This is a genomic window from Microbacterium elymi (genome assembly GCF_021582895.2).
Classification (GTDB): Bacteria; Actinomycetota; Actinomycetes; order Actinomycetales; family Microbacteriaceae; genus Microbacterium; species Microbacterium humicola.
The window spans coordinates 1,643,583-1,667,740 of record NZ_CP091139.2; the positions used below are offsets into that span (position 1 = coordinate 1,643,583).

19 protein-coding genes and 10 pseudogenes are annotated in these 24,158 nt (G+C 70.9%); 16 read left to right on the top strand and 13 right to left on the bottom strand.

All coding sequences use genetic code 11. The features are described from left to right. Positions 1-13 precede the first annotated feature (13 nt). Both L2X98_RS08925 and L2X98_RS08930 read right to left on the bottom strand, forming a co-directional pair. A complete protein-coding gene (locus tag L2X98_RS08925) occupies positions 14-952 on the bottom strand; it encodes a 1-phosphofructokinase family hexose kinase (protein WP_259613021.1) in 939 nt (312 codons plus the stop codon). Further along, positions 949-1,734, bottom strand: a pseudogene (locus L2X98_RS08930) (DeoR/GlpR family DNA-binding transcription regulator). The gene L2X98_RS08925 and the pseudogene L2X98_RS08930 overlap by 4 nt, the downstream one beginning before the upstream one ends. A gap of 213 nt (positions 1,735-1,947) precedes the next feature. Between L2X98_RS08930 and L2X98_RS08935 the strand changes: the two are divergent. The 7 genes and pseudogenes from L2X98_RS08935 (at position 1,948) to L2X98_RS08960 (ending at position 9,071) form a co-directional block, all read left to right on the top strand. Beyond that, on the top strand, positions 1,948-2,637 hold the full coding sequence (locus tag L2X98_RS08935) for a YceI family protein (RefSeq protein ID WP_259613022.1): 690 nt from the start codon (positions 1,948-1,950) through the stop codon (positions 2,635-2,637). 370 nt (positions 2,638-3,007) lie between these two features. Then, positions 3,008-4,408, top strand: a pseudogene (locus L2X98_RS08940) (thiamine pyrophosphate-binding protein); the annotation flags it as partial. A gap of 286 nt (positions 4,409-4,694) precedes the next feature. Then, on the top strand, positions 4,695-5,228 hold the full coding sequence (locus L2X98_RS20700; RefSeq protein ID WP_354003030.1) for an ABC transporter substrate-binding protein: 534 nt from the start codon (positions 4,695-4,697) through the stop codon (positions 5,226-5,228). Next, positions 5,126-5,683, top strand: a pseudogene (locus L2X98_RS20705) (ABC transporter substrate-binding protein); the annotation flags it as partial. The gene L2X98_RS20700 and the pseudogene L2X98_RS20705, both read left to right, overlap by 103 nt. Positions 5,684-5,696: 13 nt before the next feature. Next, entirely contained in the window at positions 5,697-7,322 is a 1,626-nt protein-coding gene (locus L2X98_RS22250; RefSeq protein WP_259613024.1) for an ABC transporter permease, read from the top strand. A gap of 10 nt (positions 7,323-7,332) precedes the next feature. Continuing rightward, positions 7,333-8,130 (top strand): ABC transporter ATP-binding protein, encoded by a 798-nt coding sequence (locus L2X98_RS08955; RefSeq protein ID WP_259613025.1) that lies wholly within the window; start codon positions 7,333-7,335, stop codon positions 8,128-8,130. 26 nt (positions 8,131-8,156) lie between these two features. After that, entirely contained in the window at positions 8,157-9,071 is a 915-nt protein-coding gene (locus tag L2X98_RS08960) for a LysR family transcriptional regulator (protein WP_259613026.1), read from the top strand. Between the two features lie 451 nt (positions 9,072-9,522). Here L2X98_RS08960 and L2X98_RS08965 read toward each other — a convergent pair whose 3' ends face one another. The 7 genes and pseudogenes from L2X98_RS08965 to L2X98_RS20735 form a co-directional block, all read right to left on the bottom strand. Continuing rightward, positions 9,523-9,705: a helix-turn-helix domain-containing protein gene (locus L2X98_RS08965; protein ID WP_259613027.1), complete on the bottom strand. Its 183-nt coding sequence runs from the start codon at positions 9,703-9,705 to the stop codon at positions 9,523-9,525. A gap of 64 nt (positions 9,706-9,769) precedes the next feature. Beyond that, a complete protein-coding gene (locus L2X98_RS22255) occupies positions 9,770-10,789 on the bottom strand; it encodes a TIM-barrel domain-containing protein (protein WP_259613028.1) in 1,020 nt (339 codons plus the stop codon). Between the two features lie 18 nt (positions 10,790-10,807). After that, positions 10,808-11,314, bottom strand: a complete 507-nt coding sequence (locus L2X98_RS08975) for a hypothetical protein (protein WP_259613029.1) — start codon at positions 11,312-11,314, stop codon at positions 10,808-10,810. 31 nt (positions 11,315-11,345) lie between these two features. Then, a complete protein-coding gene (locus L2X98_RS08980) occupies positions 11,346-11,759 on the bottom strand; it encodes a hypothetical protein (protein WP_259613030.1) in 414 nt (137 codons plus the stop codon). A 156-nt stretch (positions 11,760-11,915) separates the two neighbouring features. Then, positions 11,916-12,233, bottom strand: a complete 318-nt coding sequence (locus tag L2X98_RS08985; protein ID WP_259613031.1) for a threonine/serine exporter family protein — start codon at positions 12,231-12,233, stop codon at positions 11,916-11,918. Between the two features lie 277 nt (positions 12,234-12,510). Next, a pseudogene (locus tag L2X98_RS20730) lies at positions 12,511-12,585 on the bottom strand (hypothetical protein); the annotation flags it as partial. A gap of 121 nt (positions 12,586-12,706) precedes the next feature. Further along, a pseudogene (locus L2X98_RS20735) lies at positions 12,707-13,171 on the bottom strand (threonine/serine exporter family protein); the annotation flags it as partial. A 436-nt stretch (positions 13,172-13,607) separates the two neighbouring features. On the opposite strand from L2X98_RS20735, the gene L2X98_RS08995 reads away from it, so the two are divergent. Further along, a complete protein-coding gene (locus tag L2X98_RS08995) occupies positions 13,608-14,066 on the top strand; it encodes a nucleotidyltransferase domain-containing protein (RefSeq protein ID WP_259613033.1) in 459 nt (152 codons plus the stop codon). Positions 14,067-14,237: 171 nt separating this feature from the next. Here the strand turns inward: L2X98_RS08995 and L2X98_RS09000 are convergent, their stop codons facing one another. Beyond that, positions 14,238-14,609, bottom strand: a complete 372-nt coding sequence (locus tag L2X98_RS09000) for a MaoC/PaaZ C-terminal domain-containing protein (protein WP_259613034.1) — start codon at positions 14,607-14,609, stop codon at positions 14,238-14,240. Between the two features lie 226 nt (positions 14,610-14,835). On the opposite strand from L2X98_RS09000, the gene L2X98_RS09005 reads away from it, so the two are divergent. Both L2X98_RS09005 and L2X98_RS09010 read left to right on the top strand, forming a co-directional pair. Further along, positions 14,836-15,255 carry a YciI family protein gene (locus tag L2X98_RS09005; RefSeq protein WP_259613035.1) on the top strand — a complete coding sequence of 140 codons (420 nt, stop codon included), beginning with the start codon at positions 14,836-14,838 and terminating at the stop codon, positions 15,253-15,255. Positions 15,256-15,273: 18 nt separating this feature from the next. Beyond that, positions 15,274-16,495: pseudogene (locus L2X98_RS09010) on the top strand (RNA polymerase sigma factor); the annotation flags it as partial. Positions 16,496-17,957: 1,462 nt separating this feature from the next. Here the strand turns inward: L2X98_RS09010 and L2X98_RS09015 are convergent. Continuing rightward, positions 17,958-18,632, bottom strand: a complete 675-nt coding sequence (locus L2X98_RS09015; protein ID WP_259613036.1) for a GntR family transcriptional regulator — start codon at positions 18,630-18,632, stop codon at positions 17,958-17,960. Between the two features lie 90 nt (positions 18,633-18,722). Between L2X98_RS09015 and L2X98_RS09020 the strand changes: the two genes are divergently transcribed. From L2X98_RS09020 to L2X98_RS09030, 3 genes are all read left to right on the top strand, one after another. Continuing rightward, complete coding sequence (locus L2X98_RS09020) at positions 18,723-20,072, top strand: MFS transporter (protein WP_259613037.1); 1,350 nt, start codon at positions 18,723-18,725, stop codon at positions 20,070-20,072. Further along, positions 20,069-20,458 (top strand): VOC family protein, encoded by a 390-nt coding sequence (locus tag L2X98_RS09025; protein WP_259613038.1) that lies wholly within the window; start codon positions 20,069-20,071, stop codon positions 20,456-20,458. The genes L2X98_RS09020 and L2X98_RS09025 overlap by 4 nt, the downstream gene beginning before the upstream one ends. A 372-nt stretch (positions 20,459-20,830) precedes the next feature. Beyond that, positions 20,831-21,850: an ATP-binding protein gene (locus tag L2X98_RS09030; RefSeq protein WP_259613039.1), complete on the top strand. Its 1,020-nt coding sequence runs from the start codon at positions 20,831-20,833 to the stop codon at positions 21,848-21,850. A gap of 90 nt (positions 21,851-21,940) precedes the next feature. Here the strand turns inward: L2X98_RS09030 and arr are convergent. Beyond that, positions 21,941-22,349 (bottom strand): annotated as a pseudogene (gene arr / locus L2X98_RS09035) (NAD(+)--rifampin ADP-ribosyltransferase). A gap of 250 nt (positions 22,350-22,599) precedes the next feature. Then, positions 22,600-23,175 (bottom strand): annotated as a pseudogene (locus L2X98_RS19460) (SDR family NAD(P)-dependent oxidoreductase); the annotation flags it as partial. A gap of 53 nt (positions 23,176-23,228) precedes the next feature. Here L2X98_RS19460 and L2X98_RS09045 point away from each other — a divergent pair. The 3 genes and pseudogenes from L2X98_RS09045 to L2X98_RS09055 form a co-directional block, all read left to right on the top strand. After that, entirely contained in the window at positions 23,229-23,384 is a 156-nt protein-coding gene (locus L2X98_RS09045) for a hypothetical protein (RefSeq protein ID WP_259613041.1), read from the top strand. Continuing rightward, positions 23,372-23,422: pseudogene (locus L2X98_RS09050) on the top strand (hypothetical protein); the annotation flags it as partial. The gene L2X98_RS09045 and the pseudogene L2X98_RS09050, both read left to right, overlap by 13 nt. A gap of 130 nt (positions 23,423-23,552) precedes the next feature. Next, a pseudogene (locus L2X98_RS09055) lies at positions 23,553-24,083 on the top strand (MmyB family transcriptional regulator); the annotation flags it as partial. Positions 24,084-24,158 lie beyond the last annotated feature (75 nt).

The window sequence follows — 24,158 nt, forward strand, 5'->3', positions numbered from 1 at the left end:
CGTAAGCGAGGGTTCAGAGGCGGGTGACGGCGATGTCGGCCGTCGGCAGGTCAGCGGGTCGCGGCACGACCGTTCCGGGCAGGGATGCCGCGGCGGCGCCGTGTCGGGTCGCCGAGGCTACGCACGCGGCGGGGTCGCCGCCGGTGGATTCGGCGAGCAGGTAGCCGGCCAGCGCGCTGTCGCCGGCGCCGACCGTGCTGCGCACGCGGGTCGGCGGCACAGCGGCGGCGTAGGCGCCGTCCTCGGTGACAAGCACGGCGCCGTGGCCGCCGAGGGTGACCAGCGCCGCGCCGACCCGAGCGGGCACGAGCGTGCGGGCGATGCGGGCGGCGGCGGCGATCAGGTCGTCGTCCGGCAGCGGGCCGGACAGCTCGGCCAGTTCGTCGTCGTTGGGCTTGATCAGGTCGGGGTGCGCGGTCTGCACGACTGCGGCGAGCGCCGGGCCCGAGGCATCCACCGCCACCCGCGGCGCCGCCGCCCCCCACCGGGCCCGCACCGCACCGATGACCCGGGCGTAGAAGTCGTCGGGGACGCCGGGCGGCAGCGACCCGGCCAGGACCACCCAGCGCGCGCCCTCGGCGGCGGCCACGATCGCCGCTTGCAGGGCGTCCAGTTCGGACGTCGACGGGGTGGCACCGGGCAGGTTGAGCTTCGTGGTGACGCCGGCCGGATCGGTGATCGTGACGTTGGCGCGGCAGTGCCCGGTGACCGGCACCGTGCGGGCCGGCAGCCGCTCGGCTCCGAGCACCGTCCGGTACGGGTCGTCGTCGGACAGCGGCAGCACGGCGAGGGCGTCGGCCCCCGCGGCGGCGAGCACGCGGGCGACGTTGATGCCCTTGCCCCCGGCGTCTTCGCGGGTGGATGCCGCGGCCTGCACGGCTCCCGGCTCGAGCGGGGCATCCAGCACGATGGTGCGATCCAGCGACGGATTGAGCGTGACGGTGACGATCATGCGAGCCACACCTCCACACCGGCGGTCTGCAGCGCGGCGGCGAGCTCGCCCGCGGGCGAAGCGTCCGTGACGAGCACGTCGATGTCGTCGAGGGTCGCGAACCGGACGAGCGATTCGACGTCGAACTTGCCCGAGTCGGCGACGACGATCACCCGGCGCGCGGCGCGGACGATCGCCTCTTTGACGGCGGCCTCCTCGGGGTCGGGCGTGCTCAGGCCGAAGGATGCCGACAGTCCGTTCACGCCGAGGAAGACGATGTCCGGCCGCAGCGCGTCGATGGTGCGCACGGTGGCGGAGCCGACGGCGGCGGCGGTGACCCCGCGGACGCGCCCCCGACGACGGTGAGCGTGATGTTGTCGACGGTGGCCAGCACCGGGGCGAGCGTGAGCGAGTGGGTCACGACATCGGCGGTTCCGCGGACGGCGGCCAGCCGCGCGGGCAGCTGCTCGGCGACGGCGGCGGTCGTGGTGCCGGCGTCCAGGAACAGCGATCCGCGGAAGTCGTCGGCGATCGCCTCCAGCGCGCGGGCGGCGATCGCGGTCTTCTCCGCGGCGCGGCGACGGCGGCGTTCGGTGACGGTGGGCTCGGCGTTGCTGCGGCGCTCCTGCGGCACCGCCCCGCCGTGCACGCGGCGCAAGCGCACCGGAGCCCTCGAGGACGGCGAGGTCGCGGCGCACGGTCTCGGTCGTGACGCCGAACCGCGCGGCCAGGTCGTGGACGCCGACCCGTCCCTCGTCGCCCAGCAGCCGCTCGATGAGCTCTTGTCGCTCCGTCGCGTACATCGTCACCTCCGGTGTTTCCCACACATTACAACATGTTCCCACACGACACAAGAGGCAATTCTGTGGGATCGTGTGGTTACTTGCGGGGGTGGGATGCTTCGCCTGTCGCCGCTGCACGCCGTGGCGGGCCCTCGCGTGCAGCCGCGACAGATGAAGCGCCTCCGGCCGGCGCCCGGATATGTCGCTCATAGGGCGGTTCCCTACCGTGGAGCCGTGAGGAAACGCGCGATCGTCCTGCTGGTGACCGCCGGCGTCGTCGTCGTGGCCGGGGCGGCCGTCGCGATCGTCGGCCCGGCGTTCTACCGCGACGTCATCGTGGGTGCGCCCGATCCCACCCCGACCGTGACGGCCGGCGCGGCCGGCGGCGTGGCCGTCGCCGCCGCCGATGTCCAGGGCGACTGGCGGGTGGGCGAGGGGTCGTACGCGGGGTACCGGGTCGACGAGGTGCTCAACGGCACGGATGTCACGGTGGACGGGCGCACCGATCAGGTCACCGGAACCGTGACCGTCGCGGGCGAATCCGTGACCGCGGCATCCTTCACCGTCGACGTCGCCTCGATCACGACCGACCAGGGCAGTCGCGACTCGTACTTCCGCAGTACGGCGATGCAGGCATCCCGCCACCCGACCGCGACGTTCGAGCTGACCGCGCCGGTGGTCGCGGCATCCGCCCCGCACCTGGGCGCCGCCCAGACGGTGACGGCGACCGGAGAGCTCACCCTGGTCGGGACCACCCGCACCGTCACGGTGACGATGGATGCCGTCTTCGACGGCGCGCGGGCCCAGCTGGCCGGCAGCATCCCGATCCGCTTCGCCGACTACGGCGTGCAGGCCCTGGACCTCGGCTTCGTGAAGGTCGAGGATTCCGGCTTCGTCGAGTTCTCGCTCACCCTCACCCGCTGACCCCTCCGCGAAATCGTACGATCTGGCCGAGTGCACATGAATTTCGGCCGAGATTGATGTGCAGTGGGCGATTTGATGTGGTTTGGGCGTGCGCGGGCCGGCACTGGCCGCCGTGCGCGGGCCGGCACGGCCAACGTGCGCCGGACCGACACGGCCAGCGTGCGCGAGGCCGACGCGACCGGTGTGCGCGGGCCGGCACTGGCCGCCGACCGGCCCAACCCCGCCGACCGGCCCACCCCGCCGACCCGCGACCCCGACCGGACCCCACCCATTAGCCCCACTGATGGGCGACCCAAGTAATCCTCAGTCGACTTATCCTTCCGGCCTTGCGATGCTCGACAGGCACGACGCAAGGAAGCGGAGGAACAGCATGGGTCGCAGGATCACGGTCGCTGAGGCGGTGGGGCTCACCCTCGCCCGCCTCGGGGTGAGTCGCGTGTTCGGGGTCGTCGGCAGCGGCAACTTCCACATGACCAACGCCCTGCTCACCGGCGGGATGCCGTACACGGCCGCCCGGCACGAGATGGGTGCGACCTGCATGGCCGACGCCTACACGCGCACGACCGGCGAGCTCGCGGTGGTCAGCCTGCACCAGGGGTGCGGCCTGACCAACGCGATGACCGGCATCACCGAGGCGGCCAAGGCGCGCACCCCGATCGTGGTGCTCACCGGCGACACCCCCGGGCACGCCAAGACCTCGAACTTCTACATCGACCAGGACGACGCGGTCGCCGCGCTCGGCGCCGCCGCGATGCGCGTGCACCGCCCCGAGACCGCCGTCGCCGACACCTATCGCGCGTACGTCCACGCGGTGAAGGACCGCCGCACGGTCGTGCTGTCGGTGCCCATCGACCTGCAGACCGCGCTCGTGGACTGGGACGAGGATGCCGTGCCCGCCGTGCCCGTCACGCAGGGCGCCGGAGCCGGCGGCGACGCGATCCGCGCCCTCGCCGATCTGCTCGCCGCGGCCGAGCGCCCGGTGCTGGTGGCCGGCCGCGGCGCCTGGCACGCGAAGGAGCAGATCGCCCGGATCGCCGGCCAGGTCGGCGCGCTGCTGACCACCTCGGCCGCCGCGCGCGGCCTCTTCCACGACGACCCGTGGCACATCGACGTGATGGGCGGCTTCGCCACCGACGGCGGCGCCGAGCTCATCGCCGGCGCCGACGTGCTCGTGGCCTTCGGCGCCAGCCTGAACCGCTGGACCACCCGCAACGGCACGCTGCTCAAGGACAAGACGATCGTCCAGATCGACGACACCCCGGACGCCCTCGGCAGCCACACGCGCATCGATCTCGGCGTCCGCGGCGACACCGCGGCCGTCGCCGCGGCGGTCGCCGACCTGCTCGCCGAGCGGGAGGTCCGCCGGGCCGGCTACCGCACCCCGGAGGTCGAGGGCCGGCTCGCCCAGACCCTGCTGTGGCGCGACCAGCCGTTCGACGACCAGGGCGACGCCGACCGCATCGACCCGCGCACGTTCACCAACGCGGTCGACGCCATGGTCCCCCTCAACCGGGTCGTGGTGCCCGACGGCGGCAACTTCAACGGCTACCCCGGCGCCTACCTGCAGGTGCCGGACGTGCACGGCTACAGCGTCCCGCTCGCGTTCCAGTCGATCGGACTCGCCCTGGCCAGCGCCATCGGCGCGGGGCTGGCCCACCCCGACCGCATCCCGATCGCCGGCGTCGGCGACGGCGGCTTCATGATGAGCCACGTCGAGCTCGACACCGCCGTCCGCCTGCGGCTGGGCCTGCTCGTGCTCGTCTACAACGACAGCGCGTACGGCGCCGAGGTGCAAGCACTTCAAGCACGTCACCGACGACCTCGACACGGTCCTGTTCCCCGAGACCGACATCGCCGCCGTCGCCCGCGGCTACGGCTGCGAAGCCATCACGGTCCGGTCGGCGGCCGACATCGCGCCGCTGCAGGACTGGCTGGACGGTCCGCGCGAGCGCCCGTTCGTGATCGACGCCAAGACGGCGGCCTTCCCGTCCTGGCTGCTCGGGCACTCGATGGACGAGAACTGACGCACATCCCCCGCACAACCAAGGAGTACAACGATGTCCTCACGCAGAACCCGCTTCACCCTCGCCGCCGCCGGGCTCGCGGCATCCGTCCTCGCCGTCACCGCGTGCTCGTCCGGCCCCGGCGGCGGGGCCGACCACACCGACGGCGAGCCCGTCGCCATCACCGTCGCCTCGCTGCCGACCGCCAACCTCGCCTCGGTCCAGCTCGGCCAGCAGCAGGGCTTCTTCACCGACGAGGGGCTGGATGTCACGATCCAGAACGTGCAGTCCGGCAGCGCGATGATCACCGGCGTGCTGGGCGGATCGTTCGACTTCATCGCCGCCGGCTACGTGCCGGTCTTCACCGCCCAGTCGCAGGGCCTGCCGCTGAAGTTCCTCGCGGGCAACGACACCGGCGCCGACACCCCCGACAAGGACTGGCAGATCGTGGTCGCCGGCAAGGACAGCGCGGTGAAGACCCCGAGGACCTCGCCACCGCCACCGTCGCGGTCAACGCGCTCAAGGGCGTGGCCGAGGTGCAGGTGCGCGCCTCGCTGGAGAAGCAGGGCATCGACGACTCGAAGATGAAGCTCACCGAGATCCCGTTCCCCGAGATGCCGGTCGCGCTCTCGGAGGGGCGAGTGGATGCTGCGCTGGTGCCCGAGCCGTTCGTCACCGCCGTGCTGCAAGCCGGCGGCCACGTCGTGGACACCCCGTACGTCGTGATGGGCAAGCACTTCCCCAACGGCGCGTGGGAGACCTCGCAGCAGGTCATCGACCGCGACCCCGAGACGGTGGCCGCGTTCACCCGCGCCATCATCAAGTCGGTCGAGTACGCCCGGGACAACCCGGATGCCGTGCGCAAGATCATCCCGGAGTACACGTCGGTCAAGCCCGAGATGGCCGCCGCGATCCGGCTGCCGATCTTCAGCCCGGACCTGCCGATCGACCAGATGCAGGAGCTGATCGGCTACACGAAGAGCTACGGGGTCCTGGAGAAGGACCTGAACGCCGCCGACCTCATCTACACGCCGAAGTCGTAGGCCGCACGCCATCATGACGGTCCTGTCCCGACCCGCCCCGAGCGGACCGGCCACCCTGCTGCGACGAATGGGCAGGGGGGTCGGTGCGCTCGGCGGCGTGGTCGTCGTCCTCCTGCTGGCCGAGCTGGTGACCCGGCTCGAGATCCTGCCCAGCCGATTCCTGCCGCCGCCGTCGGTGGTCATCGTCACCCTGGTCGGCGAGCTCGGCACGCCCGAGGCGTGGTGGGCGATCCTGGACACCCTCCGCGGCTGGGCGATCGGGCTGGGGATCGCGATCGTGATCGCCGTGCCCCTCGGCCTGCTGCTCGGCTCGAGCGAGCTCGCGTACCGCGCGACCCGCCCGATCGTGGAGTTCCTGCGCCCGGTGCCGTCGGTCGCGCTCATCCCGCTGGTGTTCCTGCTGTTCGGCCGCAACCTCGGCGACGGCAAGATCTTCCTCGCCGCGTTCGCCGCGATCTGGCCGCTGCTGATCCAGACGATCTACGGGGTGCGCAATGTGCTGCCCACCCAGCTGGACACCGCGCGCTCGTTCCAGATCCGCCGCCGCGACGTCGCCCTGAAGGTGGTGCCTGCCCAGCGCGGCGCCGTATCTGGCCACCGGCATCCGGATCGCCTCCACCGTGGCGCTGATCCTCGTGCTCACCGGCGAGATCGTGATCAACGCCGGCGGCATCGGCGAGCAGATCAACCTCGCCCGCGAGGGCAGCGCCGTGGATGTGATGTACGCGTACGTGGTCATGTCCGGCATCCTCGGGCTGCTGCTGAACGCCGCGTTCGCATGGCTCGAGAAGCGCGTGCTGAAGTGGCATCCATCGCATCGGAAGGTCGAGTCATGACCACGGCGCAGCGCGAGAAGGGAAGGGTCGCCACCCGCCGGGGCGGCTGGTACGTCGCGGCCGAGGTGCTCCTGCCGGTGCTGGTGGTGCTCGGCGTGCTCATCTTCACGAACACGGCCGGCAGCTTCTACTTCCCGCCGCTGCAGGACGTGCTGGTCGCGTTCCAGAAGAACTGGCTGTTCGCGCGGATCCCGGTCGATCTCGTGCCCTCGCTGGCCCGGCTGCTCAGCGGCTACCTCATCGCCGCTGTGCTCGGCGTGCTGCTGGGCGTCCTGCTCGGGCGCGTCGCCTGGCTGCGCCGCCAGGCCTCGCCGATCATCGAGTTCCTCCGGGCCATCCCGCCGCCGGCGCTGCTGCCGTTCACGATCGTCGCGATCGGCGTGGACTCGTCGGCCAAGGTCGCCCTGATCGCGTTCGTGTGCATCTGGCCGATCCTGCTGAACACGATGGACGGGATCGCCGGCATCGAGCCGACGATGGCCGAGACGGCGCGGGTCTATCACATCCGGGCATCCGACGATCTGCTGCACGTGCAGCTCCGGGCGGCGTCGCCGCAGATCTTCGCGGGCATGCGCACGGCGCTCCCGCTGGCGATCATCCTCATGGTGATCAGCGAGATGGTCGCCTCCACCGACGGGCTCGGGTACTTCGTCCTGCAGGCCCAACGCACGTTCGCCCTGGCGGACATGTGGTCCGGCATCCTGCTGCTGGGCATCCTCGGATACCTGCTGAACCTTGTGTTCACACTGATCGAACGCGGGGTGCTGGCCTGGCACCGCGGGGCGCGCGCTGCGGCGCGGTGAAAGGAACACGATGCTGACACTGAACGGCGTGAGCAAGCGCTACGGCGACGCGACGACGGGGATGCTGGCGGTCAGGGACCTCACGTTCCAGATCGGCGGCGGCGAGATCGTGACGATCGTGGGGCCCTCCGGATGCGGGAAGACCACCGTGCTGAAGCTGATGGCCGGGCTGCTGGCGCCGACCGCCGGGACGATCGAGGTGGACGGGCATCCCGTCGCCGGGCCGCCCGAGCAGATCGCGCTGGTCTTCCAGGACTACGCCAACTCGCTGTACCCGTGGATGACGGTGGCCGACAACGTGGCGTTCCCGCTGCGACGGATGAAGCTGAGCCGGGCGGCGCGGCGCGAGCGCGTAGCGCACGCGCTGGAGTCGGTGGGGCTGGGCGCGTCGCCCGACCGGTACCCGTGGCAGCTGTCCGGCGGGATGCAGCAGCGTGTGGCGATCGCGCGCGGGCTGGCGTACCAGCCCGAGATCCTGCTGATGGACGAGCCGTTCGGGGCGCTGGACGCCCAGACCCGCGCCGACCTGGAAGACCTGGTGATGAAGGTGCGGGACGACTTCGACGTGACGATCGTGTTCGTCACGCACGACATCGACGAGTCCATCTACCTGGCCGATCGGGTGCTGGTGATGGGCGCGCGCCCGACCTTCATCGAGGAGGACGTGGCGGTGACGCTGCCCAAGCCGCGCGACCAGCTGGCGACCGAGCAGCTGCCCGAGTTCGGCGAGCTGCGGGCCCACATCTACCGCAACATCAAGGCGTCCAGCCAGCTGATGGCCAAGACGGGGGCGGTCCCCACGTCGTGATCGGGCGGGACGGCCAGTATGGGGTCATGGACCTCAACCTGCTGCGGACCTTCATGGCGGTCTACGAAGCGCGCAGCCTGACCGGAGCGGCATCCGCTCTGCACGTGACGCAGTCGGCGGTGAGCCAGGCGATGAGTCGGCTGCGACGGGATGTCGCGGACGAGCTGTTCTACCGGTCCGGGCGCGAGATGCTCCCGACGCCGTACGCCCAGGAGCTGTTCCCGGTGATCCGGGATGCGCTGGGCCGGATCGAGAACGCGGTCTCGGCGCAGGCGTTCGACCCGGCGACCTCGAGCCGGCGCTTCCGCATCGCACTGTCCGAGCTCGGCGAGATGCACTGGCTGGCCTCGATCGTGGAGCGGGTCAGCGCGGCCGGATCCGGGATGGGCGTGGACGTCATCCAGCTCGATCCGGCCGGGATGGCCGACACGCTCGCCCGCGGGGTGGTGGATGTCGCGATCAACTCGGCGGTCGTCCCGGGCCGGTTCCAGACCTGGACGCTGAAGCACGAGCCGTACGTCGTGCTGATGGCGGCATCCAACCCCCTCGCCTCGGGCGAGCTCGACCTGGCCGCATATCGGGGTGCGTCGCACGCCGTGGTGACCGGGGAATCCGGGCACTCGAACATCGAGCGGGCCGTGGACGCGCTGGGCGGGGCGCGCGAGCCGGTCGCGGTGATGAACCACTTCACGGCGCTGCCGCCGATGCTGTGCGCGACGGACCTGGTCGCCACGATGCCGTACAGCCTGGCCGTGCGGTGGGCGCGCGAGTGGCCGCTGGTGATGCGCGACCTGCCGTTCCCGTTCGATCCGGTGCAGGTGCGGCTGTACACGCGGTCCGCGCATCAGGAGGCCAGCTCGCTGCTGTGGTTCCGCGACATCGTGCTGGCCGCGACCGAGGCCGAGTCGGGCTTCACCCCGGTGCCGGCCGACCCCGCCTGACCGCCCGCCCTGCCCGTCTTCTCCCGCCCGCCCGGCCCCGCTCGGCCCCGCGTCGCGTGGCCCCGCGTCGTGTGTTCTTCGGGATCGTACGATTTGGCCGAGTGCACATGAATTTCGGCCGAGATTGATGTGCAGTGGGCGAATTGATGTTCAGTCGCGCGCGGGCCAAGGCCCGCGGCCCCGTCTCTCCCGCCCGACCCCCGCGTCGTGTGTTCTTCGGGATCGTACGATCTGGCCGAGTGCACATGAATTTCGGCCGAGATTGATGTGCAATGGGCGAATTGATGTTCAGGCGCCCGTGCGGGCCAAGGCCCGCGGCCCTGGGCGAACTCTCGCCGGACGGGGAGGATGGCGACCGAGGTCTGACCCACGTCGACGCCGGCCGCGGCGATGAATTCGCTGTCGTCGGCCACCATCAGCGAGAACCGGTCGAGGGTCGTGACGATGTCGATCAGGGCCCGCTCGGCTCTGGCCGACCTGCTGCCCATCCAGCCGCACGCCGCCAGCGGTCGACCGACACCTCATCGATGAGCGCCTGATTGCTGCCGAAGTGCCGGTAGACGCTGGCCGGGCTGACTCCGGCACGGTCGGCGATGTCGTCGACGCTGATCCGGGCCGTGCCGGTCTCGCTCATCAGCCGCCAGACCGTCGCAGCACCATCGCGCGGGTGCGCCGCACATCATCACGGAGCATGTCTCTCATCTCGTGATGACAGGTTCGGAATCGGCGCTGCCGCGGTGCCGGCGGCGCAGAGTATCGCCGATACCAGCCGCGAACCCGCCTGCTCTCAGCCGCCCAGCCCGTCGCAACGGCAGGGCGGATCGGCCGATCCCCGACTGCAGGTCCCGATGACGCATGATCCAGCCTGCCGTTGCGACGCGGCGCGCTGCACACCGCGCCGCCGAGGCATCCGGCACCGCGCCGCGTCCCGCCCCGCCCGCCGCGGCCGCGTCACGCCCCCGGCGCGACCCCCTCGAAGAGCGCGAGAAGGCCGGCGTCGCGGGTGTAGACGGGGATCCGGTCGATCGGCGCGGCCGCGGTGATCGTTCGTCCGCCCGCATGCCGCTGCCCGGTCCAGACGTCGATCCACTCTCCGACCGGCAGGTACACGTCGCGCTCCTCGACCCCGGGCGCGAGCACCGGCGCGACGAGGATGTCGTCCCCAGCAGCCACTCGACATCCGCGCGCCACACCTCGGGGTCGTCCGGCCACTCGAAGAACAGCGGACGCATGAGCGGTCGATCGGTCGCGATGCTCTCGGCGGCCGCCGCCGTCAGGTACGGCACGAGCCGCTCACGCAGCTGCGCGTACGCGCGGAAGACGGGGAGGACCCGGGCGTCTCCGGTGCGTTCGGCGATGTTCCACGGCGTGCGGTCGCGCGACGGTGTGCGGTGGTGGTTGAACTCCGAGTGGTACTGCATGATCGGGACGAACGCGGCCGCCTGCGTCGCGCGCAGATACAGCTCGGCCGACGGGATCTCGCCCGAGAAGCCGGCTATGTCCCAGCCCCAGTACACGATTCCGGATGCTGCGGCCGACAGGCCGGCGTTCATCGACCAGCGGAACGCCTCCCAGGTGGGGCGGAGCCGAGCGGCGTGGGAGGTGCGTACGCCGGGGGTCCGGGCGACGCGGTGAGACACGGGCCGCAGTGGCCGGGAGCGGCGAACGTCGGCACCGCGGAGCGGCGACACGGTCTGGATGACGCTCGCGCTGCCCATTCGGCATCCGCGCTCGTTTCATTCGGGCGCGGATGCGGAAAACAGGCGCGCGAGTGGTCGGGGCGCGGGCGGCGCGGTGCGACACGGGCGGGAGCGACGAACGTCGGCACCGCGAGCGGCGACGCGGTCAACCCGGCCGGCAAGCGCGCAGTACGGGGCGGCGATCTCATGTGGACGCGCTCGCGCTGCCCATTCGGCATCCGCGCCCGTTTCATTCGGGCGCGGATGCGGAAAACGGGCGCGCGAGTGGTCGGGGCGCGGGCGGCGCGGTGCGACACGGGCGGGAGCGACGAACGTCGGCACCGCGAACGGCGACGACGTCTGGATGACGCTCGCGCTGCCGTTTCCCGCATCCGCGCCCGCTTCTTTCGGGCGCAAATGCGGAAAACGGGCGCGCGAGCGGAGGGACGCCGAGCGACCGGCCCGACCGCAGGGGCGCCGAGTGACCGGCGCGAGCGCGCGAGCAGAGGGACGCGCCGAGCCGCGGTGCATGCCGGGGACATCGGCGAAGTCGACGACGGTCATGCGCCGTGCACCGTCGCGGCGTCCGTGCGGCTCAGTCCTCGTCGTCCTCGGCGGCGCCGATCAGCAGGCTCAGGCCGATGGCCAGCATCCACGAGTCCTTGCTGATCGCGGTGCCCGCCTGGCTCGGCCAGATGCTGCCCGGCTTGCGCAGCGCCGGGGTGCGCAGGTACATGCCGACCAGTCCGGACGAGAACACCGTCAGCGCGGCGCCCGCGAGGGCGGTGGGGACGAACGGGACGAGCAGCAGCGATCCGACCGTGATCTCGCCGATCGCCAGCAGCCGGACGAATTTGCCGGCGGGGATGCGCGTCAGCGCCGGATACGCACTCGTGGCGCCGGCGTACAGGCCCGCGACCTGTTCCGGGCCGGCGCTGAGCTTGGTGATCCCGGAGTGCACGATGTATGCCCCGGTGGCCAGCCGGGTGGGGATGTCTCGCAACCGCATGATGGCCTCCTTTCCGGCGCGCGACGCGCCGACCGTCTGCACGATACGCCGGATGCGCGGGCGGCGAGCCGTCGAGACGCCGCGGGGCTCAGAACTCGGTCGACCGAGGATGCCGAACCCGCCAGAACCGGGCGATCCGAAGCCCCGCACCCCGCCTCAGCCGCGGACGCGGGAGCGGCGCTGGGCGATCCGCGCCGAGCGGTCGAGGCCGAAGCTGAGCCGGGCGATGTATCCGCCGATGGCGGTCCCGGCGGCCAGGCCCAGCCCGGTGGCGGCGGCCGTCAGCAGCGCGGGCGCCGCCGCCGACGGGTCGAAGTCGTCGCCGATGAGGCTGTACAGCCCCTGGTAGAAGGCCAGGCCGGGGATCAGTCCGATGATGCCGGCCATGGCCATCGCCGATTCGGGCACCTTGATCCACCGGTACGCGAGGTAGGCGATCACCCCCGCGACCGCGCCGGCCACGGCCGCGGCCATCCCCGGCTTGCGGCATGAGCGGGCGCAGCAGGTAGTACACGGCGAACACGGCGGCCGCATCGGCCGCCATCAGCGGCGCCAGGCCGAAGCGCACATAAGAGGTGAGGGCGAAGCCGATCCCGATGAGGGCGACCCCCAGCATCCCGGCCCACAGCCCGCGCCCGCCGCCGAGCGTGGTCCCGACGGCGACGGGTGCCCCGAGCCGGAAGGCGGCGCCGAGCGTGATCCAGATGCCGATCGCCAGGCCCAGGGTGAGCATGACGACCTCCATCATCCGCGCCGCGGCGGTGAGGTAGTAGCCGTCGACGGCGTCGCGGGCGGCCGTGGTCAGGCCGATGCCGGACAGCAGCATGATGATGCCCGAGATGACGATCACGGTCGGGTGGTTCGTCCCCGGCAGCTCGAGTCCCACCGAGCGCAAGCCAGTACATGACCACGGCGATGATGGTGATGGCCGCCGCGCACGCGATCTGGGAGAAGAAGACCGCGATCCCCCACTTGCTCAGGCGCCGACCGATCAGATCGGCGATCACCGCGGATGCCGCGGCCACGACCACCAGCACGACGCTCGCGTTGAACATCACGACCACGCCGGCGGCCAGCACCGCCATCCCGAGCGTCACGATCCACCGGCGGTACGGATGCGGCTGGTTCAGGATCGTGCCGAGCCGCTCGCGCACCTCGTCGACGTCGATCGCGCCGCCCGACGTGACCGCCTCGTCGATCAGCCGGTACACCGCCTGCAGCCGCGTGTAGTCGGTCGTGCGGACCTTCACCACTCGCATGATCGAGATCGGGTTCTCGTCCAGTCCGCGATGCACCGAGATCGTGATCGAGGTGAACGCGATGTCGACGTGGACGTTGCGCAGCCCGTACGTCGCGCTGATGCGCAGCACGGTGGCCACCACGTCGGCCGTCGTCGCGCCGGTGGCGAGCATCGTCTCGCCGGCGCGCAGGCACAGGTCGATGACCGCGCGGGCGTGCCGCTGCGAGAGCGCGTCGTCGCTCCACGGGATCGAGACGCGCTGCGTGGGCGGGAACGCCGCACGGACGATCTCACCGCTGAACACGCGCAGCCGCCGGCTCCACCAGGTGCGCAAGCCGGTCGGGCCGCTGGGCGTCGCCGGTCATCCATCCAGCCTAGGGCCAGGCTCGCGCGGATGCCGGGGACAGCGCGGATGCCGGGGGCAGAGCGGATGCCGGGGGCAGCCGCAGGTGCCGCATCCGAGTGGGCCCGGGACGAGAGCGGATGCCGGGGGCAGAACGGATGCCGGGGGCAAGCCGCAGGGCGCGGCCGTTCGGCCTCCCCGCTCACGGTCGAGGACGCCATATCCTCGAAGTCGTACAATTAGCTGTACATCTTTGGAGGCGCGCATGGACGTGATTCCCGTGGCAGACGCTCGAGCGGGACTGTCGGGACTGATCGCCCGGTTCCGGGCCGATCCCGAGGCCGATCCTGTCGTCATCGGAACGCATCGCCGCCCCGAAGTGGTCCTGCTGTCGGTCCAGGCATATCGGCAGCTGACCGACGCGGGCGCGGCGGGCATCACGATCGATCGGCTTCGAACGCTCAAGCCGGTGATCGAGCGGCTGGCCGCGGCATCCGGACTCAGCGGCGTACGAGTCTACGGATCGGTGGCCCGTGGAGATCAGCGTCCCGACAGCGACCTCGACCTTCTCGTCACGCCAGAACCCGGGGCGACGCTCTTCGACATCGCGCAGTTCGAACTGGACGTCGAGACCGTTTTGGGCGTCCCGGTGTCGGCCGTGCCCGTCACCGCGCTCGATGACACGCGGGATCAGCGGATCCTCGCCGAGGCGGTCGCACTGTGAAAGACGCCGCTTCCCGGCGCTGGCAGCGGCGGCTCGGATGGCAGCCGACGACGGTTGACGAAACGCGCCGCTAGCCCGTCGCGGTGATGCTCTCGTCGGGCGCGGGCCGGCGGAGCACCATCAGGTCCATCCGGCCGGACTGCACGGTCTCGCCGTGCTGGTTGCGCAGGGTCACCTGGCGTTCGACGATGCCGTAGTCCCCGACGAGGTCGGACGGGTGGAGAGGATGTCGACGGTGCACGTGACCGTGTCGCCGATGAACACCGGGGCGGTGAATCGCCACCCGTCGATGCCGAGCAGAGCGACGGCGCTGCCCTCGAACACGCCGGTGCGGGCGATGAGCCCCAGACAGAGCGAGGCCCCCAGCATCCCGTGCACGATCCGCTGGCCGTAGCGCGTGCCCTTCGCGAACTCGGCGTCGGTGTGCACCTGGTTGTTGTCGTTGGTCCATGCGGCGAACGACATGACATCCGCCTCGGTGATGGTGCGGCCCGGACTGACGAACGACTGCCCGGCTTCGAGGTCTTCCAGGAACAGCGGCATGCGCGTCCTCCTTCCAGCGTGCCCGACCAGGCTAGCGCCGGCCCGACGGCATCCGCGCCCTGTTCACCTGTCGCGGTTGCGCACGATCCCCCGCGAACGCGCGCAACCGCGACAGATGAACCGCGCCGCCGAGAAGATTTCACCCCCCGATGTCGATTCCGCTGACGCCCGTTCGACGCGATAGTGAGAGGGGACGAACGGTCCCCACCGATCGAGGAGAATCGAAATGAAGCACATGCTGATCATGCGGGCCACTGCCGAGGCGGTCGAGGCGTCGAAGCAGCTCGATTTCAACGAGGTGCTGAACGCGATGGGCGCATACAACGAGTCCATGATCAAGGCCGGGGTGATGGTCGCCGGCGAGGGACTGTCGTACGAGCCGGGCTACGTCGTCGACTTCGCCGCCGAGCCGCCGATCGTCAGCGACGGCCCCTACGGTGAGGTGCACGAGCTGTTCAACGGGTTCTGGATCATCCAGACCGCCACCGCCGAAGAGGCGCTCGAGTGGGCCAAGCGCTGCCCCTCGGCCCGGGCAGGCAAGCTCGAGGTGCGGCGGGTGCACGAGGATGCCGACTTCGAGGCGTTCGCCGACAACGAGTACGTCCAGAAGGAGAAGGAGTGGCGCGCCGAGCTGGGCGCCAACTGAGCCGCAACGCGAACCGACATGGATGACACCCGGCGCACGGTCGAGGCCGTCTGGCGCATCGAAGGGCCGCGGATCACGGCATCCGTCGCCAAGATGACCGGCGACCTCGGCCTCGCCGAGGATGTCACACAGGAAGCGCTCATCGAAGCTCTCGGGGCATGGCCGGACTCCGGCATCCCGAACAATCCGGGCGCGTGGCTGACGGCCGTCGCGAAGCGGCGCGCGATCGATGCGTGGCGTCGGCGCGAGCGGCTGGACGACCGGTACGCGGCGATCGCGCGGACGCTGGACGAGGCATCCGACGACGACTGGCAGCCGATCGACGACGACGTGCTGCGGCTCGTGTTCACCGCCTGCCACCCGGCGCTGTCGCGCGAATCGCAGGTGGCGCTGACGCTGCGGGTGGTCGCGGGGCTGTCGACGGACGAGATCGCGCGGATGCTGCTGACCAGCGTGCCCACCGTGCAGGCGCGGATCACCCGGGCGAAGAAGTCGCTGGCCGCGGCGCGGGTGCCGTTCGAGACACCCGATCCGAGCGAGTGGAAGGCGCGGCTGAGCGCCGTGCTCGGGGTCGTGTATCTCGTGTTCACCGAGGGGTACGCCGCCACGGCGGGCGACCGCTGGGTGCGTCCGGACCTCGCCGACGAGGCGATCCGGCTGGGCCGGGTCGTGGTCGGGCTCTGCCGCGCGAGCCCGAGCCGCTCGCGCTGGTGGCGCTGATGGAGTTCCAGCGCTCGCGCTTCGCCGCCCGCGAAGCCGGCTCGGGTGCGCCGGTGCTGCTGGCCGACCAAGACCGATCGCGGTGGGACCACGGGCAGATCCAGCGCGCGATCGGGCTGCTGAAGCGGGCGGATGCCGCGGCTCGCGCACACGGCACGGGTCGAGGCGCCTATGCCCTGCAGGCGGCGATCGCGCAGTGTCATGCCGTCGCGCCGAGCGTGGCCGACACCGACTGGGCGCGGATCGTGACCCTGTACGAGGTGCTCGGACGGGTTGCGCCCAACCCGATCGTGGACCTGAACCGGGCGGTCGCCGTGTCGATGGCGCAGGGTCCGGCCGCGGCGCTGGCGATCGTCGACGAGATCGACGAGGCGGGGCGCTGCGCGGCTCGCACCTCGTGCCAAGCGTGCGCGGAGAGCTGCTGGCCCAGCTGGGCCGGGCCGACGAGGCCCGCTCGGAGCTGCTGACCGCGGCGGCGCTGTGCACGAACGCGGCGCAGCGGCACGTCGCTGCGGCAGAAGGCCGAGGGGCTGCGCGCGACGACGGCCTGAGGCCGCCCGGGCGCGGCGCCGGGTCGGCCGGCGACATCGATGCTCCCGCCCGCACGCGACGCGCACTCGGCGCGGTCGGTCTCGCCGCGTTCCGTCGAGGCCCGACGGCGAGGCACCGCGCTCACTCCTGGCATCCTGGACGCATGACGCTCGCTCGCGACATCCCGAACGTTCTGGCCTCGTTCCGCACCACACGACGCGACATGTGGAACTGGCGCGCCGTGGACGAATACGCGTACGAGGCCGAGCAGGCGGTGCCGCTGCTGGCCGACATGGCCGAGGACTACGGTGCGGCAGGGGTCATCCCGGTCGTGCAGAAGGCGATCGCCAGCACGTTCCGCGTGCTGATGCGCGCGGATGACTCGAACGGTGTGATCCAGCTCGTGATCGCCGACCTGCTGACGCTGCACGCCAAGCTGTGCGCCGAGGCACCGCCTGCGCCCGCGACGCTGTCCAGCTGGATCCAGAAGCAGCAGTTCGGTGAGCTGGGCCAGTATTTCACGATCGATGTCATCGATTATGAAGAGGCCCTGGGTGAGCGCGGCATCGCGCGCTTCGAGGCGCAGCTGGCGGCGCGTCGGGCAGAGTTGTCGGCCTTCGACGAGCGTCCCGAGCTGGAGTTCGACCACGATGACGAGTGGCATGCCCGGCATGCCCTGCGGGCCAACCTGCAACGGCTCGCCGTGCTGCACGGGACGAGGCGGCGATCGTCCGCACGCACGGCGGCGATCTTCCGCGTGCGCACCTGCGCGCGGGTGCGGCCGAAGCGCTGCGCGAGGCCGGGTTCGTCGAACGGGCGATGACGGTGGCACAAGAGGGGATGCATCTGCCCGGCGGGGACTTCCAGCAGCAGGAGTGCGGCGAGCTGTGGGTCGAGCTGGTGACGGCTTCGAGCGGGAAGGATGCCGCGGCTGCGGCATCCGAGGTCTTCTACCGGTGGCCGACGGCATCGAATGCGCGCGCATGGGAAGAGGCGGCGGGTGGCACGTGGCAGGTACACCGCGAGGCGGCGATCGCACAGCTTGCGCGGGCGGGCCTGGGAGCTCACCTCATATCTGATCGATGCGGGCGATGTCGAGCGCGCCTGGCACGAGGCGCTTCGCGCCGCCGAGGATGGTCGCTCGCTGCTCGCGGATCAGTGGGACGACCTCGTCACCCGCTACGCCAAGGTCGATCCGGGCGCCGTCCTACCGGTGATGGCACAGCTCATCGACGACCGGCTGGTCGAGGCGAACACGCGCGTGTATCCCGGAGCCGTGCGGCGGATGAAGGCACTGCGCAAGGCTTGCGCTCGATGCGGGCGAGCCCGAGTTCGCCACCGATTACCTGGGGGAACTGCGCGCACGGTACGCGCGGCGACCGTCGCTGATCGCGCGGATGGATGCTGCGCGGGTGTGAGGAGCGGCTTGAAGGGGTTCCCGGCACCCCGCCTCACTCCCCGACGATGCGCAGCCCGCGCGCGCCGAGCGCACGACGATCGGCGCGCAGCGAGGTCAGCAGGCGCTCCAGGTTCGCCTGCGAGTGGCGGGCGACGGCGGATGCCGCTGCCTGCGCGTCGCGGTCGCGGACGGCGTCGACGATCGCGGCGTGCTCGCGCCAGGCGGCATCCCGCCCCTCCTCGCTGCGCATCTCGAGCCAGCGCGCCCGCGCCATGCGGGTCACGGCATCCGTCACCGCCTGCCGGATGAACGGATTCCCGGCCAGCGCGGCCAGCCCCTCGTGGAAGTCGGACCCGCGCCGCATCCCGGCCTCCGCATCGCCGGCCGAGTCCTGGGCGTCGCGGTCGGCCGCGGCGAGCGCCGCGATCTCGTCATCGGACGCGCGCTCGCAGGCGAGCCGCGCCGCGGCGATCTCGACGGCCTCTCGGTACTCGGCCAGGGCCGTGACCTCGTCCAGGTCGATCGGGGTGACCCGCCACGCGCGCCCGTCGCGGGCCGCCAGCCCCTCGGCCTGCAGGCGCATCAACGCCGCGCGCACGGGCGTGCGACTCGCGCCGTACTGGGCCTCGAGCCCGCGTTCGCTCAGCGGCGAGCCGGGGACGAGGTCGAACGACAGGATCGCCTGCCGCACCCGGTCATAGAGCAGCTGGGTCTGTGAGGTGGGCATGGATGCTCGCTCCCGGTGTGTCGGCTCCGCTCCAGTATCCGGCATGAGCGCGAGTTGCGAACTGGATTGGGATACCACTACGGTATACCAATGAGCTGGACGACACAGCCGCGGGTCGGCGGCGCCCGCCCGTGGGTGATGCTGGGCGTGGCGGTGCTCGCGCAGGCCGCCGGCACGGTCTTCCAGTCGGCGCCCGCCTTCCTCATCCCCCTGCTGCACACCCAGCGCGGCATCCCGCTCGCCCAGGCGGGCCTGCTCGCCTCCGCCCCCACGCTCGGACTCGTCCTCACCCTCGTCGCCTGGGGAGCCCTGACCGACCGCGTCGGCGAGCGCTGGGTGATCGCCGGGGGCATGGCCCTGACCGCCCTCGCCGCAGTCGGGGCGGTCCTGGCTCCGGGATACCTCGGGCTCGGCCTCTTCCTCCTGCTGGGCGGGGCCGCCTCGGGCAGCACGAACGCCGCCAGCGGCCGTGTGGTCGTCGGCTGGTTCCCGAAGAACCGTCGCGGGCTGGCGATGGGCATCCGACAGATGTGCCAGCCGCTGGGGGTCGCGGTCGCGGCCCTCGCGATCCCGCCGCTCGCGGCATCCGGAGGCGTGTCGGCCGCGATGTCGCTGCCGCTCGTGCTGACGGCCGTGCTCGCCGTGCTCAGCGTCGTGCTCATCGTGGATCCGCCGCGCCCGGCGCGGACGGGGACGGCGGCCGCGACCCGGCCGGCGAACCCGTATCGGTCGCGCCTGGGGCTGGTCCGGATCCACGCGGCGTCGGCCCTGCTGGTCGTGCCGCAGTTCACCGTGTCGATCTTCGGGCTGGTCTGGCTGACCGCCGATCGCGGTCTCAGCCCGGTGGCGGCCGGCATCGTCGTGGGCGCCGCGCAGTTCATCGGCGCGCTGGGGCGGGTCGCGATCGGGATGCTGTCGGACCACGTCGGCAGCCGGATGAGACCGCTGCGGTGGGTGGCGTGGGCCGCCGGGCTGGTCATGGTGCTGCTCGCGGCCAGCGAGCTCGCCCCGGCGTGGGCGGGCGCGGCCGCGCTGATCGTGGCCGCCACGATCACGGTCGCCGACAACGGCCTGGCCTACACCGCGGTGGCCGAGATCGCCGGGCCATTCTGGTCGGGCCGGGCGCTGGGCACGCAGAACACCGGGCAGTTCCTGGCGGCATCGGTGGTCGGGCCGGCCGTTGGCGGCCTGATCACGCTGGTCGGCTACCCGCTCGCGTTTGCCGCGGTGGCGCTCGCGCCGATCTTCGCGGTCCCGGTCATCCCGCGTGAGCCCGCACCCATCCCGGCCGAAGCCGAAGAGGATGCCGCAAGCCGACGCCTTGGCGGGTCGCGGGGATCGAGCCAGATCCTGAGCCGGCGCGAACGCTCGCGCCGCGCGCGGCCCCGGTCGAGCCGCCTGTGGACTCGGCGCCTGCGACGGAGGATGCTGGAGGAATGACCGGCTTCACCCCCACCGACGCGTTCAGCGGCTTCAGCGTCGACGACATCGCCGCGGCCAAGACGTTCTACGGCCAGACCCTCGGGCTGGACGTCGAGGACAATCCGATGGGCATGCTCGACCTCGTGCTCCCCGCGGGCGCCCACGTGCTGATCTACCCCAAGCCGAACCACGAGCCGGCGAGCTTCACCATCCTGAACTTCAGCGTCGACGACATCGATGCGGCCATCGACGACCTCAATACGCGCGGGGTGGAGACGAAGATCTATCGCGACCCGGACTTCGGCACCGACGAGAAGGGCATCGCCCGGGGCAACGGCCATGGCCCCGACATCGCCTGGTTCCGCGACCCGGCCGGCAACGTCCTGTCCGTGCTCCAGGGCTGACCGCTTCCGGAGGCTCTCAGACCTCCCAGGACACTGGCGCTCTCATCACCGCTCACTACGATTCCCACGATCAACACGGTGAGCTATCGCGATGGCGCAAACCAGCTCACCACCGTGACTTCATCGCTCACCCACACGCTCGATGAAGAACAGCACCTATAGAGAGATCTAGCCGACTATAGTGCCTTTGTATACATAGCTATACTTCACTAGGGGTGACCGCAGTGGATCCAGTTCGCAACCCGTATATGCCCGGCGCCGGTCGCAAGCCGGCTGCTCTCGTCGGACGGGATGCGGTGCTCAGATCATGGCAGGTCGCACTCCAGCGAGCCGAGCGCGGCGTCACAGACCAACCGTTCATCTTGTATGGGCTTGCGTGGTGTCGGCAAGACCGTCCTTCTTACTCAGCTCCGCCACCATGCCGAGCAGCGGGACTGGATCGTCGCGCATATCGAGGCCGGAGGCGAACAGAGTCTTCGGACACTGCTGGGCGAGGCGCTCTATGAACCCCTCTCAGACCTCGACAGACCGGCCGCCGGCCGCCGCCTCCTGAAGGCATTGAAAACAGCGCTGTCCTTCAAAGCGTCGTACGACGCATCCGGTACATGGACCTTCGGGGTCGATCTGTCTACCACCCCGGGCGGTGGAGCAGACAGCGGGATCCTCAGCACGGACCTGAAGAAGATCATCAAGGATGTTTCGCTCGCCGCACGAGAAGAAGGCGTTGGGTTGGCAATCCTCGTCGACGAGGCACAGGAGCTTCAGGATGAGGAACTCACGACCCTCGCCATAGTGGCACAGGCCGCCGCACAAGATGACTGGCCTGTGCTGTTCGCACTCGCCGGTCTGCCGAGCCTTCCTCAGACCTTGTCAGAGGCGAAGTCATACACCGAGCGATTCCAGTTCACGCACGTCGAGAGGCTCAGCGACACCGATGCTCGTGAAGCAATAGCCAAGCCGGCGAGCGATGAGAGTGTCACGTGGTCAGCGGACGCGCTCGACCATCTGGTCGATGCCTCCGGACGTTACCCGTACTTCATCCAGCAGTTCGGTCAGGAAACCTGGAATCACGGTGAAGGCACAAAGATCGAGCTATCCGACGCCGAATACGGCGTCGCCGCCGGGCGCAACCAGCTGGACAACGGCTTCTTTCGCGCACGCTGGGACCGCGCGACGGTTACCGAGAAGAAGTACCTTCGTGCGATGTGCCCCGAGGGTGACTTCGGAATCGGGTCAGGCGAAGTCGCAAACCGCCTGTCGAAGTCAGTGAATAGCCTCGGACCCGTGCGAGCGAACCTCATCCACAAGGGACTCGTGTACGCGCCCGATCATGGCATCGTCGCGTTCACGGTCCCCGGCATGGCCGCATTCATCGATCGCCAGATGGAGTGAGCACCGGGGAGGACGGCCGGTCACTACTCGCCGACCAACGGGCGGCCTTAGTTCGTGAGGTTCTTGCTCGGCTCAAGCCGCCCCCGGGCGTCAGTTGATGATCTCGCCGCGCTCCTCGTCGAGGATGGTCGCCAGGCGCTCCCGCCAGGTCTGCAGCGCTTCGGGCGTCAGCCGCGTCCAGTCCGTGATCTCGCCGACGACCCGTAGCGGCTCGCCTGCGATACGACCGGGTGGGGTTGCCGGGGAACTTCTTGTCGGTCACGTTCGGGTCGTCCTCGAACAGACCGGTCGGCTCGACCAGATAGACACGGGGTTCGGCGTCACCCTGGGCCAGTTCCGCGGCCAGCCCGGCGCCGTCGGGCAGTGCGGTGAAGTAGATGTGGTTCATCACCACCTCGGGCCGGTAGTTCGACCGGTAGCCCGCGGTGAGCAGGTCGCCCTCCCGCAGATCGGCCTTCGTGCCGTGATAGAACGGTCCCTCGTCTGACGGTTGGCTCACTGCGACATCGTAATCCGCGCCGTGCCGCGGATGGATGCTGCCGGGCGGCCGTGGCCCCCGGCAGCATCCGTCTCACCACCCCAGTTCGCCGTCGTCCTCCCAGAACGCGCCGGTGGGGCCGTCCGTCCCGATCTCGGCCAGCTTGCGCGACGATCCGGGCGCTCACGTCGGCCGATCGCCCCGGGTAGCTCTCCGAGCCCCCGCCGCCGAGCCCGGTCGCGGTGATGCCCGGCTCGACCGCGTTGAACTTCACCTGCGGATGCAGCTTCGCGTACTGCACGGTGAGCATCGAGACGGCCGCCTTGCTCGACCCGTACACGATCGAGGGGAAGTGCGATGCCGGGCGCGACGGCTCGTGCGTGGCCCAGAACGAGCCGAGCGCGCTCGAGATGTTGACGACGACCGGGTTCGCCGATCGGGTGAGCAGGGGCAGCGCCGCCTCGGTCACGCGCACGATGCCGACCACGTTCGTGTCGAACGTCGACAGCACGCTCGGGCCGTCGAGGGCCTCGGTCGGGCCGAGACGGTTCGCGATGCCCGCGTTGTTCACGAGCACGTCCAGTCCGCCGTCGGCGGCGATGTGCTCGAACGCGGCGGCGACCGAGGCGTCGTCGGTCACGTCGAGGGGGACGAACCGCGCACCGATCTCGTCGGCGGCGGCGCGGCCGCGTGCGGCATCCCTCGCTCCGACATAGACGGTGTGGCCGTGTGAGACGAGCAGCTGGGCGGTCGCCTTGCCGAGGCCCTTGTTGGCCCCAGTGATGAGGATTGTTGTCATGGTCCGATCGTGCGCGGATGCGGCATCCACAGCCAGCGCTCCGCTCATCGTAGGAACGGCAGTACCACGACAGGCGGCGGTGCGAGTGCCAGGCTGGCAGAGTGGATGATCGCGAATTCGGCCGGCTGGTGCGACAGTGGCGCGATCGGGTCGAGCCGGCGGCGGTCGGGATGCCGGCGGGAGCGCACCGCCGGGCGCTGGGGCTTGCGCCGCGAAGAGCTGGCGCAAGCTGGCGGGCATCTCGGTGGACTACCTGACCCGGCTCGAGCAGGGCCGCGCGACGTCGCCGTCGGCGCAGGTGGTCGAAGCCCTCGCCCGTGCGCTGCGGGTGAGCGACAACGAGCGCGAGCGGCTGTTCCGCGGGGCGGGGCTGTCGGTGCCGGGGCCGGGAGTCGTTCCGACCCGGATCGCGCCGAGCGTGCAGCGGCTGCCTGGACCGGCTGGCGAACACCCCGGTCGTCGTGTACGACGCGGCGTGGAATCTGATCCAGGCGAATGCGCCGTTCGACGCGCTGATGGGGGCCACGTCGCAGCTGCGGGGCAACGACCGCAACGCGGTGTGGCGCAACGTGGCCGGCAGCGGTTCGCGGGCGCGGCACACTCCCGAAGAGCAGGCGCGGCAGAACGCGGGACTGGTCGCCGACCTGCGGATGACGGTCGCCCGGTATCCGGATGACGGGCGGCTGCGGCGCCTGGTCGACGACCTGCGCGCGCAGAGCCCGACGTTCCGCGAGCTGTGGACGTCGGCGACGGATGCCCCGACCGCCGAGCCGTCGCGGCACAAGATCATCGACCACCCGCTGGTCGGCCCGATCGAGCTGGACTGCGACGTGCTCGTCGTCACCGACGACGACCTGCGGATCATGGTCTACACGGCCGAGCCCGGCTCGGAGGGCGCACAGAAGCTCGAGTTGGCGGTCGTGCTCGGGTCGCAGGAACTGGCCGGTCAGGGTTAGATCGACTCATGCCGGCTTCCCGTCCCCTCCGCGCCGCGGCCCTCCTCGCATCGCTGCTGGCCGCCGGGGCGCTGA